Origin of the sequence: Micromonospora sp. 050-3, from assembly GCF_046549335.1 — a bacterium.
Taxonomy (GTDB): Bacteria; Actinomycetota; Actinomycetes; order Mycobacteriales; family Micromonosporaceae; genus Micromonospora; species Micromonospora trifolii.
The window spans coordinates 403,143-422,302 of the sequence record NZ_JAJPVX010000003.1; the positions used below are offsets into that span (position 1 = coordinate 403,143).

29 protein-coding genes and 1 pseudogene are annotated in these 19,160 nt (G+C 70.4%); 12 read left to right on the top strand and 18 right to left on the bottom strand.

The features are described 5' to 3' along the window. Positions 1-44: 44 nt before the first annotated feature. The 3 genes from ACLJOK_RS29895 to ACLJOK_RS29905 form a co-directional block, all read right to left on the bottom strand. A complete protein-coding gene (locus tag ACLJOK_RS29895) occupies positions 45-1,469 on the bottom strand; it encodes an FAD-binding oxidoreductase (RefSeq protein ID WP_410821861.1) in 1,425 nt (474 codons plus the stop codon). 217 nt (positions 1,470-1,686) lie between these two features. Continuing rightward, positions 1,687-2,187 (bottom strand): hypothetical protein, encoded by a 501-nt coding sequence (locus tag ACLJOK_RS29900; protein ID WP_410821862.1) that lies wholly within the window; start codon positions 2,185-2,187, stop codon positions 1,687-1,689. After that, complete coding sequence (locus ACLJOK_RS29905) at positions 2,184-2,693, bottom strand: SigE family RNA polymerase sigma factor (protein ID WP_410821863.1); 510 nt, start codon at positions 2,691-2,693, stop codon at positions 2,184-2,186. The genes ACLJOK_RS29900 and ACLJOK_RS29905 overlap by 4 nt, the downstream gene beginning before the upstream one ends. A gap of 139 nt (positions 2,694-2,832) precedes the next feature. Between ACLJOK_RS29905 and ACLJOK_RS29910 the strand changes: the two genes are divergently transcribed. Then, a complete protein-coding gene (locus ACLJOK_RS29910; RefSeq protein WP_410821864.1) occupies positions 2,833-3,336 on the top strand; it encodes a hypothetical protein in 504 nt (167 codons plus the stop codon). Between the two features lie 121 nt (positions 3,337-3,457). Next, positions 3,458-4,191 (top strand): annotated as a pseudogene (locus ACLJOK_RS29915) (Type 1 glutamine amidotransferase-like domain-containing protein). Between the two features lie 3 nt (positions 4,192-4,194). Here the strand turns inward: ACLJOK_RS29915 and ACLJOK_RS29920 are convergent. After that, positions 4,195-4,806 (bottom strand): exonuclease, encoded by a 612-nt coding sequence (locus ACLJOK_RS29920; protein WP_410821865.1) that lies wholly within the window; start codon positions 4,804-4,806, stop codon positions 4,195-4,197. Between the two features lie 102 nt (positions 4,807-4,908). Here ACLJOK_RS29920 and ychF point away from each other — a divergent pair, with 102 nt between their 5' ends. Then, complete coding sequence (ychF, locus tag ACLJOK_RS29925) at positions 4,909-5,994, top strand: redox-regulated ATPase YchF (RefSeq protein ID WP_410821866.1); 1,086 nt, start codon at positions 4,909-4,911, stop codon at positions 5,992-5,994. 57 nt (positions 5,995-6,051) lie between these two features. Then, entirely contained in the window at positions 6,052-6,402 is a 351-nt protein-coding gene (locus ACLJOK_RS29930) for a hypothetical protein (RefSeq protein ID WP_410821867.1), read from the top strand. A gap of 44 nt (positions 6,403-6,446) precedes the next feature. Here the strand turns inward: ACLJOK_RS29930 and ACLJOK_RS29935 are convergent, their stop codons facing one another. Together ACLJOK_RS29935 and ACLJOK_RS29940 are read right to left on the bottom strand one after the other, a co-directional pair. Further along, positions 6,447-6,794: a hypothetical protein gene (locus tag ACLJOK_RS29935; RefSeq protein ID WP_410821868.1), complete on the bottom strand. Its 348-nt coding sequence runs from the start codon at positions 6,792-6,794 to the stop codon at positions 6,447-6,449. Positions 6,795-6,902: 108 nt separating this feature from the next. Then, positions 6,903-7,457, bottom strand: a complete 555-nt coding sequence (locus ACLJOK_RS29940) for a DUF3592 domain-containing protein (protein WP_410821869.1) — start codon at positions 7,455-7,457, stop codon at positions 6,903-6,905. A gap of 40 nt (positions 7,458-7,497) precedes the next feature. Here ACLJOK_RS29940 and ACLJOK_RS29945 point away from each other — a divergent pair, with 40 nt between their 5' ends. Further along, positions 7,498-8,268 carry a class I SAM-dependent methyltransferase gene (locus ACLJOK_RS29945; protein WP_410821870.1) on the top strand — a complete coding sequence of 257 codons (771 nt, stop codon included), beginning with the start codon at positions 7,498-7,500 and terminating at the stop codon, positions 8,266-8,268. Between the two features lie 47 nt (positions 8,269-8,315). Further along, positions 8,316-8,645 (top strand): hypothetical protein, encoded by a 330-nt coding sequence (locus ACLJOK_RS29950; protein ID WP_410821871.1) that lies wholly within the window; start codon positions 8,316-8,318, stop codon positions 8,643-8,645. Between the two features lies 1 nt (position 8,646). Here the strand turns inward: ACLJOK_RS29950 and ACLJOK_RS29955 are convergent, their stop codons facing one another. From ACLJOK_RS29955 to ACLJOK_RS29965, 3 genes are all read right to left on the bottom strand, one after another. Continuing rightward, the gene (locus ACLJOK_RS29955) at positions 8,647-9,453 is read right to left on the bottom strand and encodes a nucleotidyltransferase domain-containing protein (RefSeq protein WP_410821872.1); all 807 of its coding nucleotides are present in this window, start codon (positions 9,451-9,453) and stop codon (positions 8,647-8,649) included. 81 nt (positions 9,454-9,534) lie between these two features. Beyond that, on the bottom strand, positions 9,535-9,804 hold the full coding sequence (locus tag ACLJOK_RS29960; RefSeq protein WP_410821873.1) for a hypothetical protein: 270 nt from the start codon (positions 9,802-9,804) through the stop codon (positions 9,535-9,537). Positions 9,805-9,988: 184 nt separating this feature from the next. After that, entirely contained in the window at positions 9,989-10,363 is a 375-nt protein-coding gene (locus tag ACLJOK_RS29965) for a VOC family protein (RefSeq protein WP_410821874.1), read from the bottom strand. 114 nt (positions 10,364-10,477) lie between these two features. Between ACLJOK_RS29965 and ACLJOK_RS29970 the strand changes: the two genes are divergently transcribed. From ACLJOK_RS29970 to ACLJOK_RS29980, 3 genes are read left to right on the top strand one after another with little or no spacing between them, the layout of a single operon-like run. Then, positions 10,478-10,936 (top strand): SRPBCC domain-containing protein, encoded by a 459-nt coding sequence (locus tag ACLJOK_RS29970; protein WP_410821875.1) that lies wholly within the window; start codon positions 10,478-10,480, stop codon positions 10,934-10,936. Then, positions 10,933-11,283 (top strand): ArsR/SmtB family transcription factor, encoded by a 351-nt coding sequence (locus tag ACLJOK_RS29975; RefSeq protein WP_410821876.1) that lies wholly within the window; start codon positions 10,933-10,935, stop codon positions 11,281-11,283. Before ACLJOK_RS29970 ends, ACLJOK_RS29975 begins: the two co-directional genes overlap by 4 nt. A gap of 2 nt (positions 11,284-11,285) precedes the next feature. Beyond that, on the top strand, positions 11,286-11,729 hold the full coding sequence (locus tag ACLJOK_RS29980; protein ID WP_410821877.1) for an SRPBCC family protein: 444 nt from the start codon (positions 11,286-11,288) through the stop codon (positions 11,727-11,729). Here ACLJOK_RS29980 and ACLJOK_RS29985 read toward each other — a convergent pair. The 7 genes from ACLJOK_RS29985 to ACLJOK_RS30015 form a co-directional block, all read right to left on the bottom strand. Beyond that, complete coding sequence (locus tag ACLJOK_RS29985; protein WP_410821878.1) at positions 11,713-12,990, bottom strand: MFS transporter; 1,278 nt, start codon at positions 12,988-12,990, stop codon at positions 11,713-11,715. The genes ACLJOK_RS29980 and ACLJOK_RS29985 overlap by 17 nt on opposite strands. Positions 12,991-13,071: 81 nt before the next feature. Continuing rightward, on the bottom strand, positions 13,072-13,353 hold the full coding sequence (locus tag ACLJOK_RS29990) for a hypothetical protein (RefSeq protein ID WP_410821879.1): 282 nt from the start codon (positions 13,351-13,353) through the stop codon (positions 13,072-13,074). Positions 13,354-13,504: 151 nt separating this feature from the next. Next, positions 13,505-13,705 carry a hypothetical protein gene (locus ACLJOK_RS29995; RefSeq protein WP_410821880.1) on the bottom strand — a complete coding sequence of 67 codons (201 nt, stop codon included), beginning with the start codon at positions 13,703-13,705 and terminating at the stop codon, positions 13,505-13,507. A gap of 99 nt (positions 13,706-13,804) precedes the next feature. Continuing rightward, positions 13,805-14,536, bottom strand: a complete 732-nt coding sequence (locus tag ACLJOK_RS30000) for a class I SAM-dependent methyltransferase (RefSeq protein ID WP_410821881.1) — start codon at positions 14,534-14,536, stop codon at positions 13,805-13,807. A 223-nt stretch (positions 14,537-14,759) separates the two neighbouring features. Next, positions 14,760-15,122 (bottom strand): PH domain-containing protein, encoded by a 363-nt coding sequence (locus tag ACLJOK_RS30005; protein ID WP_030337500.1) that lies wholly within the window; start codon positions 15,120-15,122, stop codon positions 14,760-14,762. A 10-nt stretch (positions 15,123-15,132) separates the two neighbouring features. Then, positions 15,133-15,888 (bottom strand): class I SAM-dependent methyltransferase, encoded by a 756-nt coding sequence (locus ACLJOK_RS30010; RefSeq protein ID WP_410821882.1) that lies wholly within the window; start codon positions 15,886-15,888, stop codon positions 15,133-15,135. Beyond that, the gene (locus ACLJOK_RS30015) at positions 15,885-16,769 is read right to left on the bottom strand and encodes a LysR family transcriptional regulator (protein WP_410821883.1); all 885 of its coding nucleotides are present in this window, start codon (positions 16,767-16,769) and stop codon (positions 15,885-15,887) included. The genes ACLJOK_RS30010 and ACLJOK_RS30015 overlap by 4 nt, the downstream gene beginning before the upstream one ends. Positions 16,770-16,883: 114 nt before the next feature. On the opposite strand from ACLJOK_RS30015, the gene ACLJOK_RS30020 reads away from it, so the two are divergent. Then, positions 16,884-17,237: a DUF1801 domain-containing protein gene (locus ACLJOK_RS30020; protein ID WP_410821884.1), complete on the top strand. Its 354-nt coding sequence runs from the start codon at positions 16,884-16,886 to the stop codon at positions 17,235-17,237. Continuing rightward, positions 17,234-17,635 (top strand): VOC family protein, encoded by a 402-nt coding sequence (locus tag ACLJOK_RS30025; RefSeq protein WP_410821885.1) that lies wholly within the window; start codon positions 17,234-17,236, stop codon positions 17,633-17,635. The genes ACLJOK_RS30020 and ACLJOK_RS30025 overlap by 4 nt, the downstream gene beginning before the upstream one ends. A 66-nt stretch (positions 17,636-17,701) precedes the next feature. On the opposite strand, the gene ACLJOK_RS30030 is transcribed toward ACLJOK_RS30025, so the two are convergent. Together ACLJOK_RS30030 and ACLJOK_RS30035 are read right to left on the bottom strand one after the other, a co-directional pair. Next, a complete protein-coding gene (locus tag ACLJOK_RS30030; protein ID WP_410821886.1) occupies positions 17,702-18,025 on the bottom strand; it encodes a hypothetical protein in 324 nt (107 codons plus the stop codon). Positions 18,026-18,142: 117 nt separating this feature from the next. Beyond that, positions 18,143-18,451 (bottom strand): 4a-hydroxytetrahydrobiopterin dehydratase, encoded by a 309-nt coding sequence (locus ACLJOK_RS30035; protein WP_030491895.1) that lies wholly within the window; start codon positions 18,449-18,451, stop codon positions 18,143-18,145. A 183-nt stretch (positions 18,452-18,634) separates the two neighbouring features. Here ACLJOK_RS30035 and ACLJOK_RS30040 point away from each other — a divergent pair, with 183 nt between their 5' ends. Beyond that, positions 18,635-19,078: a (deoxy)nucleoside triphosphate pyrophosphohydrolase gene (locus tag ACLJOK_RS30040; RefSeq protein WP_210785865.1), complete on the top strand. Its 444-nt coding sequence runs from the start codon at positions 18,635-18,637 to the stop codon at positions 19,076-19,078. Positions 19,079-19,160: the final 82 nt, after the last annotated feature.

Sequence of the window (19,160 nt, forward strand, 5' to 3'; positions counted from 1 at the left end):
CTGGCGGGAATCGGACCTGGGTGTGCGCGCGGCGGGCCTCGGCGTCAGCGGCGGCGTCGGTGCGGCTGACCGGACCGCCCGGTCCGGGTGGCCTGCCCGCTCCGGTCGGCCTGGCCGGCGCGGTTGGACCGGTTGCCCTGGCTGGCGCGGTTGGCCTGGCCGGTCAGCAGGGCCGAACGGAACACCCCGTCCGGGTCGTACCGCTTCCACAGCCGCCGGACCCGCGACCCGGTCTCGCCCGGGTAGATCCGGGCGAACGCGACAGGGTCCGGCCGGCTCTCGAAGTTGACGTACGCGCCGTCGGCGCGTGCCCCGACGGCCCGCCAGGCGGCGTTCAACGCGGCGTCGGCCTGCGGCGGGAACACCGAGGCCACGATCAACGTGTCCTGGTGGCGATGCGGGTACGCGGTCGCGTCGGGAGCGACGTCGTTGACAGCCCCACCCAACGAGCGGAGCTGGATCACCGCCCGCCCCGGCCCGGTCACCGCTCGTGTCACGGCCCGCGCCCCGGCGTCGTCCAGCGCTGTGAACAGGCCGTTGGTGGTCGTGCCGCGCTGCTGCCCGACGTTGGGGTTGAGGTGCGCGGTCGGCACCAGCGTCGGGTAGGGCAGCAAGTCGGTCCGGTGTTCGAGCACCTTGCCGATGGCGAGCAGTGGTTCCACAGCCGGTCGGGCCCGGCGCAGGCTTTCGGCGGCGACCACTGCGGTGATGGACATGAGGACCGATCGACCCTCCGCGAACACCACGGCGGCCGCGGACAACTCCCGTGGCGCCTGGGCGAGGTAGCTCGTCCACTCCCGGACGGTGCGACCGTCCGGATGCGCCTCGACGACCAACTGCGCGACACCGACGTTGCGCTGCTCGGCCGCCTCGATCTCGAAGGCCACCACGATGCCCGCGCCGGCCCCGGCCCCGCGGACCAGCCAGAACAGCTCCGGCTCGTGTTCGGCGTCCGCGCGGACCAGCGTCCCGTCCGCCAGCACCACCTCGACGGCGCGGACCCGGTCGATGGTGAGGCCGTGGGCGCGGACCAGCCAGCCGACACCACCGCCGGTGGCCAGGCCGCCGACACCGACGCCGCCGTAGTCACCCGAGCTGATCACCAGGCCGTACGGCGCCAGCGCCTTCGCCACGTTCGCCCAGCGTGCGCCGGCCTCGACCCGGACCAACCCGGCCCGCTCGTCGATCACCTGAACCCGGTTGAGCATGGAGAGGTCGATGACCACCCCACCGTTGTTGGACGAGGCTCCGGACAGGCCGTGCCCGCCGCTGCGGACCGCGATGGGCAGCCGCTGTTCCCGCGCGTAGCGGAGGGCGTCGACCACCTGCGCGGTGGTCTTCGGCAGCAGAACCGCGGCTGGCGACGCCGACCTGGTGTACGTCGAGCGCAGTTGCGCGTACCGGCGGTCGCCGGGTGTGACGATCTGCCCCCGGAGGGAGTCGGGCACCCGGGCCATGGCGGTGCTCATCGTTGCCCCCGCAGCTCGCACCTCGGGCGTCCGGGATCGGTCATGGCCCAAGAATGAGCGGGCACGCCGGCCTCGACAAATTCGGTGGACCGATGCCCGCTGGCCGCTGCGACGCGCCACGCTCGCCGGTACGGGCAGCGCCGCGCGAAGGTGACCGGAATCTCCTGGGTTGACCGGTCAGGCCGGCGCGGAGGAGCCACCGACCTGACCGTTCTGCTCAACGAGACGGGCTCGGCGTGGCAGTCGGCCGGCCCGGCACGCCGGGCGGGCCCAGCGGAGTCGTCGGGCTCGGCTCGACCGTCGGCCGGCCCGGCACACCGGGCGGGCCTGACGGGCTCGGCTCGACCGTCGGTTGGCCCGGCACGCCGGGCGGGCCCGGCGTGATCGACGGGTTCGCTTCCGCGCCCCCAGGGCTCGGTACGACGGTCGGCACCGTGGTGGGCGCGGACGGGGTGGGCACGGGTGGGCTGGGCACGGCCGCCGGGCCGGCCGGGCTGGGCACGGCCGGGGGAGGCTCGTCCGAGCCGGTCGCGGCCAGGGCGAGCGGGGTGGCGATCAGGATCGCCGCCAGGGTGCTCACCGCCCCCACCGTCACCGTGGCGCGGCGTCTGTTGCGCACCCGCCGTTCCGCTCGGCTCAACTGGTCATACACGATCGGTGCCTCCTCGGCCAGGTCGGTGAGGGTGGAGCGGATGAGGTGCTCGAAGGGTTCGGTCATCGCCGTACCTCCAGCCTGTCGACGTCCGGCAGCAGGTCGCGCAGTCGCTGCACCGCTCGATGGGTACGGCTGCGTACGGTCCCCACCGAGCAGCCCAGCAACTCGGCCACCCGGGCTTCGGGCAGGTCCTCGTAGTAGCGGAGGACCACCACCGCCCGCTGCGTCGGTGGCAGGTGACGCAGCGCGGCCCGCATCGCCAACCGCACGTCGGAGCCGCCGCTCGGGTCGCCCCCGACCGGTTCGTCCGCCGGGTTGAGCGGTGTCTCCCGCCACCGGCGAAGTCGCCGCCACCAGCTGATCTGCTCGCGGTACATCACCACCCGCAGATAGCCCTCGGGATCGGCGTGCCGAATGGTTCCCCACTTCGGGATGGTCCGCGCCAACGCCGACTGGAACAGGTCCTCGGCGGCGTTGCGGTCCCCGGTCAGCAGGTACGCGACCCGCATCAGCGCCGGAGTCCGGCTGCCCACGAACTCGGCCAGCCGCGCGCGCTCGTCCTCGTCCACCCACCACCCCCGTTTCGTTGTCACAGATACAGACGTCCCAGGTCATCGCCGCTATCCACGATCGGTGGGGTTTTTCGGCCCGAAAGTGTCGGTCGTGCCGGGTAGCGTCCGGCCACCAACTGAAGAAGGGGTGCGGCGGATGACGAGCGTGGCGGGTTGGGCGGCGGCGTCGACACCGGGTGCGTTCCCGCCGCTGCCCCGCGCGGTGGCGCAGTCCTTCTACCGCCGGATGCGGGCCGTCGCGCCGGCCGCGGTGGGCGCCATCGAACGAGACCGGGCGGGCGGCCCCGAGCAGAGTTTCCCCGACACGGCCTGCGGCCGGTTGGTCGGCTCCCTGGACGACGCGGGCCTGCGGGCCCTAGGGATGTGGACGCACCACTGGTGCATGCGCTTCTACGATGACGACACGACTGTCGGCCGGCGGTTGATCCGCGAGATCGCCGCGCGGCCGGGGCTGGGCTGGACTGCCGACGAGGTGCGTTGGATGCTGCGCGAGTCGGTCTCTGTCGGCCCGGCCGCCGCCGACCGGTTCACACTGCCCCGCGCCGCCGCCGGGCAGCTACCCCCGGCCGACCGCCCGGCCCTGGGTCATTGGCCGGAGGTCGAGGTGCCCCGCCAAAGGCGGCCCGACCAGTCTCGTTGACCATGGGGCTGGCGGGGCCGGACCGCCACCCGCGGGTGGCAGTCGGGCCCCCGCATCGAGCGGGCGGGAGACCGGCTGCGGCAGGATGGACGCCGCACCGCCCCGACGGAAGGACGCTCCGATGCCCGCCAGCGAACCGACCATCATCGCCACCAGCATGGGCTTCTTCCGGGGCGGCCGCGGGCCCTACGACCTGCGCCCCAGCCCGGTCTTCGAGCTGGCGGCCGAGCTGGCCGAGGCCGGTCCGCAGCCGCGGGTCTGCTACCTCGGGCAGGCCGTTGGCGACCAGCCCACCTCGTTGGCCGCCGTCTACGGCGCGTTCGCCGACACCCGGTTCCGGCTGTCACACCTCGCCCTGTTCCCGATGCCGAACGTCGAAGATGTTCGCGCCCACCTGCTCGCCAGGACGTGATCTGGGTCGACGGCGGCAGCGTGGCCAACCTGGTCGCGGTGTGGCGGGTGCACGGGCTCGACGAGATCCTGCACGAGTGCTGGCAGGCCGGCGTGGTGCTGGCCGGCGTCTCCGCCGGCTCGATCTGCTGGCATGTTGGCGGTGCCACCGACAGCTTCGGCCCCCGGCTGCGCGGCTTCACCGAGGCGCTGGCCTGGCTGCCGTACGGCAACGGGGTGCACTACGACAGCGAGGGCCAACGCCGTCCGCTCATGCACGAGCTGGTCGGCGACGGCACGCTCCCCACCAGCCACTGCACCGACGACGGCGTCGGCCTGGTCTACCGGGGCACCCGGCTGGTCGAGGCAATCGCGGACCGCGAGGGTGTCTCGGCGTACGAGGTCAGCCGCGGCGCGGACGGCAGCGTCCGGGAGGCGGTCATCGCCCCCCGCCGGCTCGGCTGAGCGTCACGCCTCCTCGACCGGCTGTCGGCGGCGCAGCACCGCGTCGAAGACCTGCGCCAGCTCGGCGGCGTCCTCCCCGGCGTGGTGCGTGTGCGGCATGTCGTGCAGGCCCAGCTCGTGCTTGATCGTGCCCTGGCGGGTCCGGGCCCACTCGCTGCCGGTCAACCCCATCCAGTAGCTGCGGAGATCAACACCGGAGCCGGTAGCACCGAACGGGCTGTGCCCGACGAAGCGGACGAAGTACCAGTGCACGAACATGCCGTCCCAGACGGCCGGGGCGGCGAGGAAGACCGGACGGCCGACCCGGCGCAGCCCGTCGACCCAGGCCGCCGCGGCGGACATCGCCTCCTGCGCGGTGGGCGCCTCCCGCAGCAGCCGGTCCCGGTCCAGGCCGGAGACGGCCAACGCGGCCGGGACGAACTCGTCGGAGATGGGACGCAGCTCGGTGTAGAAGGTCAGGTCCGGTCGGCCGGCCACGGCCATGCCCAGCGAGATCATGCTGTACGGACCGGGGATCGGCCCGTCCGCCTCCACATCGACGGCGATGTACAGCTCAGGCGACGTCGAGGTCATCTCCACCTCCAGCAGCGGAACACCGAACCGGGAGATTAGCAACGCCCGACGGGGCCCGGCGGGAGCGACGATCGACCACCGGCGAGGCGCCAAATCGGAGCCGCCTGGACCGGCCTGGCCGGGACCGGCGTAAGCTGGCCCGTCGTGAGTCTCACCATCGGCATCGTCGGCCTGCCCAACGTCGGCAAGAGCACGCTTTTCAACGCGTTGACCAAGAACGACGTGCTGGCGGCGAACTACCCGTTCGCCACCATCGAGCCCAACGTCGGCGTGGTCGGGCTGCCCGACGAGCGGCTGGGCAAGCTGGCCGAGATCTTCTCCTCGCAGAAGGTGCTGCCCGCGCCGGTGTCGTTCGTCGACATCGCCGGCCTGGTCCGCGGCGCGTCGAAGGGGCAGGGCCGGGGCAACGCCTTCCTGGCCAACATCCGGGACGCCTCAGCGATCTGCCAGGTCGTCCGGGCCTTCTCCGACCCGAACGTGGTGCACGTCGACGGCAAGGTCTCCCCGGCCGACGACATCGAGACGATCAACACCGAGCTGATCCTCGCCGACCTGCAGACCCTGGACAAGGCGCTGCCCCGGTTGGAGAAGGAGGCCAAGCTCCGCAAGGACCGGGCCGCCGCTGTCGCCGCCGCGAAGGCCGCGATCGAGGTGCTCGACGGTGGCACCACCCTCTACTCCGGGGCCGCCGCCGCCAAGATCGAGCTGGAGCACCTGCGCGAGCTGCACCTGCTCACCACCAAGCCCTTCCTGTACGTCTTCAACGTCGACGAGGCCGAGCTGGCCAACGAGACGTTCCTCGACGAGCTGCGCGCCCTGGTCGCCCCCGCCGAGGCCATCTTCATGGACGCCAAGATCGAATCCGAGCTGGTGGACCTGCCCGAGGACGAGGCCCGCGAGCTGCTGGAGTCGATCGGGCAGAACGAGCCCGGCCTCAACCAGCTCGTCCGGGTCGGCTTCCGCACCCTCGGCCTCCAGACGTACCTCACGGCCGGCCCCAAGGAAGCGCGCGCCTGGACCGTCTCGGTCGGCGCCACCGCGCCGGAGGCCGCGGGTGTCATCCACAGCGACTTCCAGCGCGGCTTCATCAAGGCCGAGGTGGTCTCGTACCACGACCTGGTCGAGCACGGTTCGATGGCGGCGGCCAAGGCGGCGGGCAAGGTCCGCATCGAGGGCAAGGAGTACGTCATGCAGGACGGCGACGTGGTGGAGTTCCGCTTCAACGTCTGACTCAGGTCCGACGTCTGCTGCCTAGGCTGGTCAGATGGTGCAGGCACGGAGGCACTGGTGAACGCCTCGGCCGACGATGACAGGGCCCGCTACATCAGTGATCACCAGTGGCTCGACTATGCGCTCCACGAGCTGCCGGCCGGTGTGCTCTGGGGTGCCGATGGCGCGACACCTGCCCAGTGCGCCGAGATGTTGGACGGCTTGGACGAGTTCGCACGTGTCTGTGCTCGCCAAGGGCTGGATGACCACACGGAGTTTGTCGAGGCCTGCCGGTGGCACTTCGATCACTACCCGCACTTTCTCGGCCGTCGTCGCCATTTCGCGGACTATGCGACGTACATCCGTGACCGCCGCGGACCGTTGCCGGTCTCCTCACCCGCAGCTCCGGGCTGGCTACGGCGTCAATGACAGGCGCGCCCGTCAGTGAGTTCGGCGGTCAGCTGGGCCCACCCTCACCTGTGGTTGTCGAACCGCAGGAGCATCCACGGCAACGCCGTGTGCCAGCCAGGCAGGTCGAAGGCCCAAGCCGTGAGCACCGAGTGGACGAGCCGCTTGTCCTCGGTGAACGCTTGGAAGTGGCTGTCCTCGTCACCCTCGCGGTGCTCGACCTGGTAACCGTTCGCCTCGATGCGGGCAACCTGCGCGAACGTCTGACCGGTGGCATCGGCGAGACGTTCCACGACGAGGAACTGTTCCTCGCCACGTTCCATGTCCGACAGCAGCTCGAACAGCAGGTCCTCTGACGGGTCGTGCCAGATCTGGCCGGACTCCATCGTGGCGCGTAGCAGCGGAGCGGCCATTGTTCCTTTCGGACCGACGAGTCGGGTAGCGAGGTTGCAGAGGAACGCCAAACCGTGCCAACAGCGGACCTCGATGCAGTTCACTGCCGTCACCCGTCTGTCGCGAGATCAGTCTGGGTTCGGCCGTCGCCGGCTCGGCTTGCGTTTTCTTCCGGCCCTGGCGTTGGCGAACTGTCGTTGGCGCTGGTCTCGTTGCTGCCGTTGCCAGTCGTGTCGCTGGCGGTCGCGTCGGCCCTGGTAAGGGCGGGCGATCACGGCTAGCGCCATCCACCCGGACAGAACCAGACCTGCCGCCCCGACCAACCCTTGCAGCCGGCCCCGGTGTCCGCTGAGTATGCCGAAATCGGTGACGAAATCCCCCGGATCGTTGGGGTTGACCCAGATCCGCACCGCGCTGCCGGCCGGCAGGCAGACCTCCCAACAGCCCACCTCGGCCTGACGCTGGGCGTCGGCGAATTCGTAGCGCAAGTGCATCGTGTTCCGCCGCTTGTGCACGAGTTCATCGACGACTGCCTGGGCTGGCACACCGTCGACCCGCAGTCGACTTGCCCAAGCGTTGTTGTCCTGAAAGGTCTTGAAGGGCAGCCACATCATGACCATCCCGACCGCGAGGCCGAGTGTGTAGATGAGCCACCGGCTCCGCAGGATCTGCACGGTGGCCATGGTCGCAGTCGATGTCGACAAACGGCGGTACGTTGACCGCATGACGGAACGAGCGCTCCGATCGTCGTTCGGCGCGGCGGCGACCGCGTACGCCGAGCACCGCCCGGACTACGCGCAGGCCGCGGTGCGGTGGGCGCTGGAGCCCGCCCCGGGTCTACGCGTGCTCGACCTGGGCGCCGGCACTGGCAAGCTGTCCGCGACGCTGGCCGCTGTGGGCGCGGACGTCGTGGCGGTCGAACCCGACCCGGCGATGCTCACCGAGCTACGCCGTGCGGTGCCGGCCGTCCGTGCCCTGCCGGGTAGCGCGGAGTCGATCCCGCTGCCGGATGCTTCCGTCGACGCCGTGCTGGCCGGCAACGCCCTGCACTGGTTCGACATGGCAGTGGCCGGGGCGGAGATCGCCCGGGTCCTCGCTCCTGGCGGCGTCCTGGCCGGGTTGTGGAACGTCATGGACGACCGGATCGACTGGGTTGCCGGGCTCGAACGGGTCAGCGGGAGTGCCGCCATCGGCCCCCGCGACACCCGAAGCAGTTGGCGCACGGCTACGGAGGACATGCTCGTTCCGAGCACCGGCCTGATCGCCCGGTTCGGGTCGGCGGAGCAGGTCGAGTTCCCGCACGGGCAGCGCCGGACCGCCGACTCGCTCGTCGCGACGCTTGCGACGCGGGCCGGGATGCTGGTCATGCCGGAAGAGGAGCGAGCGGCCACGCTCGACCGGATCCGCGCCTTCCTCGGGAGCCGACCCGAAACCGCGCATGGCGAGTTCACGCTGCCGATGCTGACCGGCGTGCTGCGCGCCCGCCGGCGCTGACGGCCCGGCGACCCGGGGCGTTGAAAGCTGTGCTGGCAGGCGCCGACGTGGCGCTGGTGGGCCTGTTCTCGGCGAAGGACAAGGAGTTTGCCCGCAAGGTCGATCTGCTTGCCAGCGTGGTGGAAGCCCACGGCGGCCAGGTCGTGAGCCGGCACGTGCAGCGGCGGGGTGTCTCTTCCGGCGGCGCGGACAAGATGGGCGACCCGCTCTCGAGGCGGACATTGCTCAGCCCCGGTAGGGCCCGCGAAGTCGCCGACGCCTGCCGGCAGGGCGGGGTCGGTGTCGTGGTCTTCGTGAACCCCCTGACCGACCACCAGCGGGCCGTCCTCACGGACATGTTCGGCTGTCTCGTCCTGAGTGGCGACGACCTCCGATAGGTCAGGGGCGGACGGCCTTCTCGCCATGGACGGTTGCGTACTCCGCGGCGAGCCAGGGCCCGAGGTCGTCGATGAGTTCGCGGAGCACACCCGGAACCGCCGAAGGCGTGCGGCCGATAACAGCAGCTCTCCGCATGTGCCCGGCACGTTCCGGATAGTGGAGCCCGAACGCCTCGGCGGATTCGGTGAGGTCGCTCGTCCAGCCTCCCCACCGAGGCATGATCAGCGTGAATCCTGTTCTGACGATGCGACGAGCGACGAGTCGGCTGAGGGCCTTACGTTGCTGGTCGGTGTTCGCTGCGGCTGCCTGGCGGCGCCACCCCGGAAGCGCGAGCGACAGGTCGCCGTTCGTCTCGCGGGCGAGCAGGGGAGTGGGCCGGTAGCGGGGCAGTTGGCCGGCGAGGTCGTCGCCCAGCAGGGGAGTGCACAGGCAGGCGACGAAGAAGCCGAGGTCGTGCCGCTCAAGCTCGCTGAGCAGCGTACGCGTACTGAACAGCAGAATGCCCACGCCGTCGACCTGCGTGAAGGACTCGTCGAGAGCCTGCTCGATCCTCGTGGCGGCGGCCCGGTCGGCCTCGGTTGGTTCGGTGTGCAGGGCGAGCAGCAGGTCGAGATCGGAGAGCCCGGGGGTGGCGGTGCCACGCGGGATGCTGCCGTAGATGTAGGCGCTGTGCAGCCGACCACCGTCGAACGAATCGGCTATTTGAGCGCGTGCCGCGTCGACAACACCGGCGAACGCGGCCGGGACCCGACCCAGCGCACCCTCGCGCGCAATCCAGCCCTCGACGTCCAGTCCTCTTCCGGCCATGGGGACACTCTGCCGGAGCTGGCGACGACGATCACCCACCGCCCGGGCGATCTTGGAGTGGCCTGAGAGGCAGCATCCCTCCTAACGCGCGTCCAGCGGAACGGAGATGGCGTCGCGGATCAGGGTTACGGCTTGGTCGACGTTTCGTGCCGTGGCCTGGGAGTCGTCCTGCTCGGACTCGTGCACGAAGGCCGTGACGCCACGACGGCTGCCGCAGTAGTCCACGATGCCGTGCTCGATCTGCGTTCGTAGCGCGTGCCCGTACCCGTGTCGCTCGTCGAGGCCCGCGTCGTCACCGGCGACGGGGAGCAGGTGGGTGGTGAGGCGTTGCAGCCGCGGGTGGGGACCCACCACGCTTCTGGTACGCCTCGCGATCGGCCAGGGTGTACCTCGGGTCGAAGCCTTCCTGTGCCAGGTCGGCGATCTCGCCCGACCCCGGGCGCAGCGCGGCCTCAAGCCGCCGGACCACATGGTGCGTCAGGACCCGGCCTCGGGGTTCACGGCTCCCAACAACGTGTGCATGGGTGCGAGGGTGCTACTGCTCGGCCCAGGCGCCCAACTCGTTGCCGCTGGGGTCGGTGAAGTGGAAGCGCCGGCCGCCGGGGAACTCGTACGGCCCGTTCACCACGTGGCCGCCGGCCTCCTTCACGACCTGCACGGACAGGTCCAGGTCGGTGGAGTAGAGCAGCACGAGCGGGCCGCCCGCCCGAACTTCGCTGTCCAGACGGAGACCGCCGACCTCGGGCGCGGTGTCGCCGTGGGGGCTGCGGATGCCGGCGTACTCCGGCCCGTAGTCGTTGAACTGCCAACCGAACGCGTCGGCGTAGAAGCGCTTGGCCACGGCGAGGTCGGTCACAGTGAGCTCGACGTAGTCGATGGCGTGGTGTCGGTGCGGCGATGGCTCAGACATGCGCCGATCGTCCACCCCGGGTACGACGAAACCGCGACGTGCAACGAAAGGTTGCGCAAGGGGCGCGGGCTGTCGTAGGTTGAGTGCAACCATAGGTTGCGAGAGGTTGTGAGCATGGAACAGGGAACTATCGAACGCGACATCCACGTCAACGCGTCCCCCGAGGTCGTCTTCGAGGTGGTCAGCCAGCCCGAGCACATGCGGGAGTGGTGGCCCGACGACGCGCGGTTCGAGTCGGTCGCCGGCGCACCCGGCGAGCTGGTCTGGCGCGACACCGACACCGGCGAGACGAAGACCGTCGCGCTGGCCGTCGTCGAGGTCGACCCGCCGAAGCGGTTCTCCTTCCGGTGGTGCTTCACCGAGCCGGACCGGAGCGGGCAGGCGCTGTTCGTCACCTTCAACCTGGTGCCCAGCGGCGCTGGGACGCTGATCCGGATGACCGAGACCGGGTTCCGCGAGCTGGGTTGGGAGGTCGCTGTCCTGGAAGAGCAGTACCGCGACCACGAGAACGGTTGGGACCACTACATGCCCCGACTGGGCGGGTACGTTGCACGGCTGGTCGCGACCCCGTGAGCGCGGCGGTCGACGACGAGTTGTGGTCGGCGATCGGCGACCCCATTCGTCGTACGATGATCGATCTTCTTCTCTCTGACGAGCCGGGCACTGCCACCTCGCTGAGCAGGCGGCTACCCGTCACCCGTCAGGCCGTCTCGAAGCACCTGGCGGTCCTCGACCGGGTTGGGCTGATCCACGCCGAACCGGCCGGTCGCGAGCGCCACTACCAGGTGGACGAGGCGCAACTCGCCCGCGCGGTCGCCCAGTTGTCGGCGGTCGGCTCCACCTGGGACGCCCGCCTCCGCCGGATCAAGCGCATCGCCGAGACGATCGAACGCCACCGCACCGACAACCAGGGAGGCTGAGAATGGTCGACATTCTGCACCAGGTCGGCGTCGTCGCTCCGCTCGCCGACGTCTACCGGGCCGTGGCAACCCCCGAGGGCGTCGCCGGCTGGTGGTCGGTCGACACGACCGGCAAGGGCGAGGTCGGCGGGCAGTTGGCCGTCCACTTCGGTGACGAGGGAGGGTTCGACCTGGAGATCCTTGAGCTGGACCCGGCTGGCCGGGTGCGGTGGCGGGTCGGCGGCGGCCCGGAGGAGTGGATCGGCACCGAGATCAGTTGGCGGCTCGACCAGCGCGGTCGGTACACGATCGTCGACTTCACGCACGCCGCTTGGCGCGAGCCGACCGAACTCATGCACGAGTGCAGCACCAAGTGGGCGATCTTCCTGATGAGCCTCAAGGAGCTGGTCGAGACGGGGCGCGGCCGGCCGGCGCCGGACGACGTCCAGATCAGCGACGGGCACTGACCTCGGAGTTGGTGGGACCGCCGGGGGATCGCACGCTTCGCCGCGAGATCGCGATCCCCCCGGCGGCCAGGCCGAGAGCGGCTATCGCCACCGCGCAGAGCAGCAGCGTCGGGCGTGCACCGACGGTGCTCACCAACGGGCCACCCAGCATGGTGCCCAGGGGCACCGCCAGCACGAGGATGGCCCCGTTCGCGGCGAGCACCGCCGGGAGCTGCGCGGTCGACGTGCTCCGCTGGAACAGCGCCATCGAGGTGGACCCGTACGGTGCCCAGATCACGCCCGCGAGCGCGAAGGCAGGCAGCGACAGGCTGACCGGTGCGCCCAAGCCGAGAGGCAGCATTGCCACCCCGAACCCGACGACGATGCCGATGGTGGTGGCACGCAGCGGCCAGTCGCGAAGGTGGCCGGCGATCACACCGCCGACGAGGCCGCCGAGACCGAAGGCGGTGTAGTAGGCGCCGAGCAGCGTCGCGGAGGCGTGCAGGTCGTCGGTGATGTGGATTGGCATCGCCACGTAGACCGGTCCGAAGAGGAAGAAGAACCCGAGGCTCAGCACCAGCAGGCCCAGCAGGGTGGGGTCGTGGCGAATGACAGCGAAACCGGCCGTCCGCGACGCGCCGCGTTCGGACCGATGGACGCCGCCGGTTACGGGGAGGGCGAAATGGTACGTGAGGGCCAGCGCGGCGAAGGTGACGGCGTCGACAGCGATCACCCACACCGGGCTCACCCAGCCGATCAGGATGCCCGCCAGCGGCGGGCCGACGATGGTGGCGGACGCGGCGATGGTGGTGAGCAGCGCGTTCGCCGGCAGGTGGTGCTGCGGCGGCAGCAACTCGGCGATCAGGGTGAAGCGCCCGGCGGTACCCCACGAGTGCAGTAACGCCGAGGCGGCGAGCAGGAAGACGTACAGCCAGACGGTGAGCACACCGGCGACGTGCGCGAGGGGGATCGCCCCGAGCGCGCTCGCCCGCAGGATGGCGTCCCACCCGGCGAGTTGGGCACCGCTACGCCCACGCAGCAGCCGGCCGAAGACGACAGTCCCGGCCGCGCTGGGCAGCGTGTACGCCGCCATGGCCAGCGCGATCCAGGTGCCCCGCTGATCGTGCGGGGCGAGTTGGATGGCGAGCCAGGTCACCGCGACCACCGCCAGGCCGTCGCCCAACGCGGAGACGGCCAACCCGGGCAGAACGCGCCGGAGCTGAGGGTGACTGACCACCGGCCAGTACGGAGAGGAGCGCGGGAAACGGGATGTGTCCGGCATGCTGTCAGCTCACCCGGCGCGGGACCTGCGGATCAACACCTACTGCTACCAGCAGAATCAGCCGAGGGTGAAAGGCTCGAATCACCGGCTCGGGCGGTCGTCCTCGCTGGGAGGACTGTCCGGGCGCTCGTCTGCTCCCGTTGCGGTCTGGCCGCCGAGCAACGCCGCGCGTAGCCGGTCGTTCTCGCGCTTGGCGCGATGGTCCCGGCGGAAAGCCGCGACGATCAAACAGATCCAGCCGAGGGGCACCAGCACCCGGCCGATCGTATGGGCGCTGCCGTGCTCGTTCTCCCGGAGGATCCAGCCGGCGACGAGCAGACCGAGCGCCAGCGCCAGGAGAACCCGTTCGACTCGTTTGGTCATCGTGGGCACCCGCTTCCGCTGACGGAGATCGACCCCGGCCCCTCGGTGACAGGTCGTCGTGCCCACAGTGACACATGCACGCCCATGCCCCCGATGGCTGGAGTCGATCAAGCCTCCCGTGCCCGTCTGATCGGACAGCGAGCTGGCCGGATCACCGTTCCGAGCCGTCGTTTCCGCGGGCAGTGCGGAAGGACGAGCCGATGCTCGCCACGATCGAACCCACCGAGGCGAGTGCCACCGCCATCGTGCCGGCCGTGTCGGCACCGCCGTCCCCGGCTACCTTGAGGATGATGCCGGCGGCCATCAGGACGACCGACAGGGTCAGGACTACCTGGATGGCTCGTCTGCTCATGGCGGCCTCTCACTTCCGGGCGGCGGGAGATCGACTCGGGTTCCTCGACGTCGTGGCGATGTCACCCCGACTTCTCCGGAACCCGAGCCGACCAAACCGCTACTCCGTCCGGTAGACGGAGATGTGCGACGGGCTGTCGGCCTGGAACGGCCGCCGGTGCCAGTCGGCGTACCGCTCGGTGAGCCGGAGCCCTGCCTGCTGCGCCATCTCGTCGATCTGGTGCGGCCAGGCGTACCGCATGGCGAACGGCTTCAGGTGCACACCGTCCGCGTCGAAGGTGATCGTCTGCCGGATGAACCGCTGCGCCGGCCGGTCGTACCGGTGCAATCGGATCGTCGCGGAGTCCTCGGTGACCTCACGCACCTGCATCTGCTCGTCCGAGTCGAAGCTGCGCGGGTCGGGCACGAACGTCTCGATGACGAACGCGCCGCCGGGCGACAGCACCCGGGCGACGTTGCGGAAGCAGTCCGCCTGCCGCTCGGCGTCCACCAGGTTGAACAGGGTGTTGAAGACCAGGTACGCGAGCCGGAACTCACCGGCCACCGGCACGTCCGCCATGTCGGCGACGACCACCGGGATGTGGTCGCCGCCGGGTTTCGCCCGCAGCTGCGCGAGCATCTCCTCGGACGCCTCGACGCCGTGCACGGCGAGGCCGCGTTCGGCCAGCGGCAGCGCGACCCGGCCGGTGCCGATCGCCAGTTCGAGAACCGGACCCCCTTCGGCCAGATCGGCCAGGAAGTCCACCGCTGGCGTGGGGTCGGGGTTGCCTGGGCCGTCGTAGTCGGCGGCCCAGAGCCGGCCGAAGAGGCCGGGATCGTCGAAGACCGACATCAGCGGCCTCCGGGGGTGGGGTCAGAGGCGCTTAGCTGCGCCAGGGGAACAGTCCTGCTCACGAAGTCTCGATTCCTCGGGTCGGATGACGGTTGGTTCGGGGGACTTCGTCGTGTTGGGCATGGTGGCTGCTCCCTTCGCGCGGCTGTCGACCGAGGACACCAGAGACGCCGCGGGCCCGGCAAGGCAATTACGCCAGCCGGGCCCACGACGGGACATGCGGTCAGGAGATGTGGTGCAGGATCACGTTGTGCACGTGGTGGCTCTTCTGCGCGCCACGGAACTCCACCTCGTAGGTGTGCGTGCCGACGTGGATGGCGATGGCGCCGGTGGAGAAGAACGACCCGCCCCACGACTTGTTGCTGACCACACTCACGCTGGTGATCTTCGAGTACGGGATGCTGGTGATCGCGAACCGCTTCCCGACAAAGGACCGGTCCTGGATGATCACGCGGCGGTCGGTCAGCCCGATGAACCCGGTGCCGGTGCCGACGGCGTCGTAGACGGCGATGATCTGCTCGCCTTCGAGGAGGCCACTCTCAATCTGCTGGACCTGCTCTTTGCGGTCGTACGCGATGTTCGCCATGTATTCCAGGCTAGAAAACCGGTGCCAGCGTGCCCACCCGGGCGAGGACAACGAACTCGCCGTCGCCGTGGCCGACGGGCTCGCCGTGCCAGCCCCCGTGGACGCGGTCCACAATGAAGCCCGCCCTGGTCAGGGAGGTGCGCAGCTCGGCCTCGGTGCGGAAGCGCACTGTCGCCGAGCTGAGGAGTTCTTCCCCGTCGTCGAAGTGGTAGTGGTGGGTGAAGTCGACCACTCCGTCGCGTACCCCGGTGACCTCGGTCCAGGCGTGGACCTCGCCGCCGTCGGGCAGCGTGACCAGCCGGTGCGAATCCACCGGGTTCCACAGCTCCCAGCGACGGTCCGCCGGGTCGCGGGCGTCGAACACCAGCCGGCCGCCGGGCACGAGCGCCCGGGCCAGGTCGGCGAGGGTACGCGCCAACTCCGCGTCGTCCACGAAGAACTGGGCGACGTGGCTGGTCAGCACCGCCACGTCGAACGCCCTCTCCGGCAGCAGCGTCGAGGTGCCCGCGAGCCAGGTCACCCGCTCACCGCCCGGTTTGGCACGGGCGGCGGCCAGGGACGCCTCGGCCGGGTCCACACCGGTGACGGTGTGGCCGGCGGCGGCGAGGGCAATGGTCAGCCGGCCGGTGCCGCAGCCGAGGTCGAGCACCCGGGCGGCCGGGGTCTCGTCGACCACCGTCTGGAAGAAGTCGTCGTCCGGCCCCCACCGGCACTCCGCGTCGTACACCTGGACCAGCCGGTGGTGGCGAAACTCGGCGTGCCTCATCGGGGGTTCGCGTCGGTCGCGGCGCGGACGAACTCGCGTACCCGGGTGGTGGTGTTACTGGGCAGCCAGACCGGCCCTCGTTCGATCGGTGGCGCGTCGTGGATGGGCACGTACGCCACGTCGGGCCGCGGGTAGTAGCGCCGCGTGTGCTCGCCCACCGGCAGGACACCCCGGTCGAGCGCGACCAGTGACAGCATCTCGGAGAAGGTGTTCCCGGCGGGTCCCTTCGGCACGGGCCGGCCGGACGGGGTGCGCTCCGGGGTGCGGTCCCGCTTGAACTCCAGCGACGTCACTGTCGGGTACTGCACCACCGGGTGGTCGGCGAGCACCTCCAACGACACCGACCGCTCCCGGGTGAGCGGGTGACCCGCCGCCACCGCCAGCACCCGGTCCTCGGAGAGCAGCGCCGGGCCGGTGGCCATCCCGTCGAACGGGTACGAGGCGATCAACACGTCGGTCGAGCCGTCGAGCAGCCCCGATCGGGTGGTGGACAACTGCGCCTCGTGCACCTCCACCCGGCACTCCGGGTGCCGTTCGCCAAACAGGGCCACCGCCCGGAGCAGCACCGGCGCTGTCCATTCGCCGAGGAAAGCCACCCGCAGCGTCCCGGTGACGCCCCGGGCGGCGTCGGTCGCGCGGCGGACCGCGCCATCCATCTCGGCGACCAGCGGGGCCAGCTCGTCGGCGAGCTGCCGGCCGATCGGGGTGAGCCGGACGACCCGACTGGTGCGGGCGAACAGCGGTGCGCCGATCCGGCGTTCCAGCTTCTTCACGATGTGGCTGACCCGGCCGGTGCTGACTGTCAACCGCTCGGCGGTCCGGCCGAAGTGCAGTTCCTCCGCGAGGGTCAGGAACGTCTCGACCTCGTACCGCTCCAGCACACCGTTCCCATCGTTGACCTGTAGGCAACGATCGTAGCGGCATCAGGTCTTGGTCGGCGTCCCTCGTCCGGGGATCGTGAACGCGGCAGGAAACACCGAGCGGAAGGCTCTGACGTGAGCATTGACGACTACCTGACCGGCCTGGCCGGCCCACTGCGCGAGATCGGCGAGAAGCTGACGCCGATCATCGCGGCGGCCCTGCCCGGCGCGACCGGCGCGATGTGGCACGGGCACCCGGTCTGGGGCCTGGGCGACCGGCCCGGCCAGCGCCCGGTCTGCCTGGTCAAGGCGTACGGGTCGTACGTCACCTTCGGGCTGTGGCGGGGGCAGGAGATCGCCGACCCGTCGGGGCGGCTGATCCCCGGTGCGCGGGCGATGGCGGCGGTGAAGTTGCGCGAGGTCGCCGACATCGACCCGGCCCTGTTCAGTGGCTGGCTGCGCGCGGCGGCCGGGCTGGAGGAGGCGTGAGCGCGGTGCGGGTAACCGGTTTCGACCACCTGGTGCTGACCGTCGCCGACGTGGAACGGTCCCTTGACTTCTACTGTGGCCGGCTCGGGCTCGCGCCGGTACGGGTCGACGAGTGGCGCGCGGGCAGCGTCCCGTTCCCGTCGGTGCGGATCAGCCCCGACAGCATCATCGACCTCGTCCGAGGTGAGCCGCACGGCGCGAACGTGGACCACTTCTGCCTGGTGGTGGCACCACTGGACTGGGAGCAGGTGATCGGATCGGGAGTCTTCACGGTGCTGACCGGCCCGGTCAGCCGGTTCGGTGCCCGTGGTTCGGCGACCTCGATCTATGTGCGGGACCCGGACGGCAACTCGGTGGAGCTGCGCTGGTACCCGCAGGACGCCCGGGTAGACGCGTGAGCACGTCCACACGCGAGCCCCGCGGTTCTCATCGGAAAATGGGAGCCGCGGGGCTAGCGGGATGCGTCAGTGGTCGCTGCGCGGGTCGTGGTCCGTGCTGCGGCTGCCAGCCTTGGCCAGACCGCGGCTCACCAGGTAGCCGATGGTGAGCAGGGTGATGAACCACCAGGCCTTGTCGGCGGCGAAGTAGTCGCCGCCGTCGTTCGCGGCACCATCCCCGACGGCGTTCGAAGCGATCAGCACACCGATGACGGCGAGTACGTAGATTGCCAGCTCGCTGGTCTTCCAGGACGGCTTCGTCTCGTCGCCGCCACGGTGGACCCGGCGGACGTCGTGCTGCCCGGCGTGCTCGACATTGTCCTTGGCGCGATTCTGGGTGGGCGTGGTCATCTCAGCTCCTGAAAAGCGCTGTTTGGAAGATCCGGTCGGTTTCGGGGGCCTTGTCTACTCCCGTACCGAACTGGTACCCGAGCGCCTTTCAGGAAACCCTCAGCTGTCTGCCGGGATTCAGGATTCGGTGACCGCCCGGTAGGCATCCTCGATGCGGGCGGCCAACAGCACCTCGCCCTCGGTCAGGGGGCCGCCGCTGCCGTGCCCCACCCGGATCTGGGTGCTGTCGGCCCGGCGGCTGATCTCGGGTCGCAGATGCAGCGCATCCGCGACGACCTTGACCCGTTCAGTTAGTGCGGCGTGTTGGGTATCGTCGATCACGAGCGTCCGTCGGATCTGCTCGCCCTCGCGCGTCCAACCAGATAGCAAGGTCAACGCGTCGGAAAGGTAGTCGTGCTTGGCCCTGCTGTTGAACAGCACGCGCATCACCGCACCCCCCAAGCGCCGTTGCCGGCTTGTGGCCAAATCGTCGCCATCCCGTGTCTTGTCGGTGTCTCCTAGTCTCTCGCTGCTCGGAGGGGGTGTCCACGCCCACACTTCCGTGTCTTATTGGCCTAGCGGACGGCTACGGTACCCAAACCGCCGATTGATCTGGCACCCTGGACGCCCGTGCGGACCGAACGGGCGAATGATGGCGGGCAGGCCGAACGACGGGACCTGAAGGTGATCGTCGGTGCGGCGATCATCCGGGATGGGCGGGTGCTCGCCTGTGCGCGTTCCGCCCCACCCGAGGTAGCGGGCATGTGGGAGTTTCCGGGCGGAAAGGTCGAGCCGGGGGAGGCCGAGACCGACGCGTTGATCCGGGAGTGCGCCGAGGAGTTGGCCGTACGCGTCGAGATCGGCGACCGGGTCGGCCGCAACGTACGGATGGCGCACGGCCGCTCGGTGCTCAAGGTGTACGCGGCCCGCCTGCTCGGCGGCGACCAGCCACAGGCGTTGGAGCACGAGGCGCTCCGCTGGCTCACCGCCGACGAACTGGACTCGGTCACCTGGCTCCCCGCCGACGCCCCCATAGTGGCCGCCCTCCGCCCCCTCCTGCTCAACTCGCGTTGATCATGAAGTTATTGCCACCACGGGCGGCGTGTCGTGGCAACAACTTCATGATCAACGCGGGGGGCGAGGGGTCCGAGGGCTG

Bases quoted from the DNA above. Each gene is read 5' to 3' on its own strand.
- ACLJOK_RS29895 (WP_410821861.1), bottom strand. From the start codon at position 1,469: ATGAGCACCGCCATGGCCCGGGTGCCCGACTCCCTCCGGGGGCAGATC.
- ACLJOK_RS29900 (WP_410821862.1), bottom strand. From the start codon at position 2,187: ATGACCGAACCCTTCGAGCACCTCATCCGCTCCACCCTCACCGACCTG.
- ACLJOK_RS29910 (WP_410821864.1), top strand. From the start codon at position 2,833: ATGACGAGCGTGGCGGGTTGGGCGGCGGCGTCGACACCGGGTGCGTTC.
- ACLJOK_RS29935 (WP_410821868.1), bottom strand. From the start codon at position 6,794: ATGGCCGCTCCGCTGCTACGCGCCACGATGGAGTCCGGCCAGATCTGG.
- ACLJOK_RS29940 (WP_410821869.1), bottom strand. From the start codon at position 7,457: ATGGCCACCGTGCAGATCCTGCGGAGCCGGTGGCTCATCTACACACTC.
- ACLJOK_RS29945 (WP_410821870.1), top strand. From the start codon at position 7,498: ATGACGGAACGAGCGCTCCGATCGTCGTTCGGCGCGGCGGCGACCGCG.
- ACLJOK_RS29955 (WP_410821872.1), bottom strand. From the start codon at position 9,453: ATGGCCGGAAGAGGACTGGACGTCGAGGGCTGGATTGCGCGCGAGGGT.
- ACLJOK_RS29965 (WP_410821874.1), bottom strand. From the start codon at position 10,363: ATGTCTGAGCCATCGCCGCACCGACACCACGCCATCGACTACGTCGAG.
- ACLJOK_RS29970 (WP_410821875.1), top strand. From the start codon at position 10,478: ATGGAACAGGGAACTATCGAACGCGACATCCACGTCAACGCGTCCCCC.
- ACLJOK_RS29980 (WP_410821877.1), top strand. From the start codon at position 11,286: ATGGTCGACATTCTGCACCAGGTCGGCGTCGTCGCTCCGCTCGCCGAC.
- ACLJOK_RS29985 (WP_410821878.1), bottom strand. From the start codon at position 12,990: ATGCCGGACACATCCCGTTTCCCGCGCTCCTCTCCGTACTGGCCGGTG.
- ACLJOK_RS29990 (WP_410821879.1), bottom strand. From the start codon at position 13,353: ATGACCAAACGAGTCGAACGGGTTCTCCTGGCGCTGGCGCTCGGTCTG.
- ACLJOK_RS29995 (WP_410821880.1), bottom strand. From the start codon at position 13,705: ATGAGCAGACGAGCCATCCAGGTAGTCCTGACCCTGTCGGTCGTCCTG.
- ACLJOK_RS30000 (WP_410821881.1), bottom strand. From the start codon at position 14,536: ATGTCGGTCTTCGACGATCCCGGCCTCTTCGGCCGGCTCTGGGCCGCC.
- ACLJOK_RS30005 (WP_030337500.1), bottom strand. From the start codon at position 15,122: ATGGCGAACATCGCGTACGACCGCAAAGAGCAGGTCCAGCAGATTGAG.
- ACLJOK_RS30010 (WP_410821882.1), bottom strand. From the start codon at position 15,888: ATGAGGCACGCCGAGTTTCGCCACCACCGGCTGGTCCAGGTGTACGAC.
- ACLJOK_RS30030 (WP_410821886.1), bottom strand. From the start codon at position 18,025: ATGACCACGCCCACCCAGAATCGCGCCAAGGACAATGTCGAGCACGCC.
- ACLJOK_RS30035 (WP_030491895.1), bottom strand. From the start codon at position 18,451: ATGCGCGTGCTGTTCAACAGCAGGGCCAAGCACGACTACCTTTCCGAC.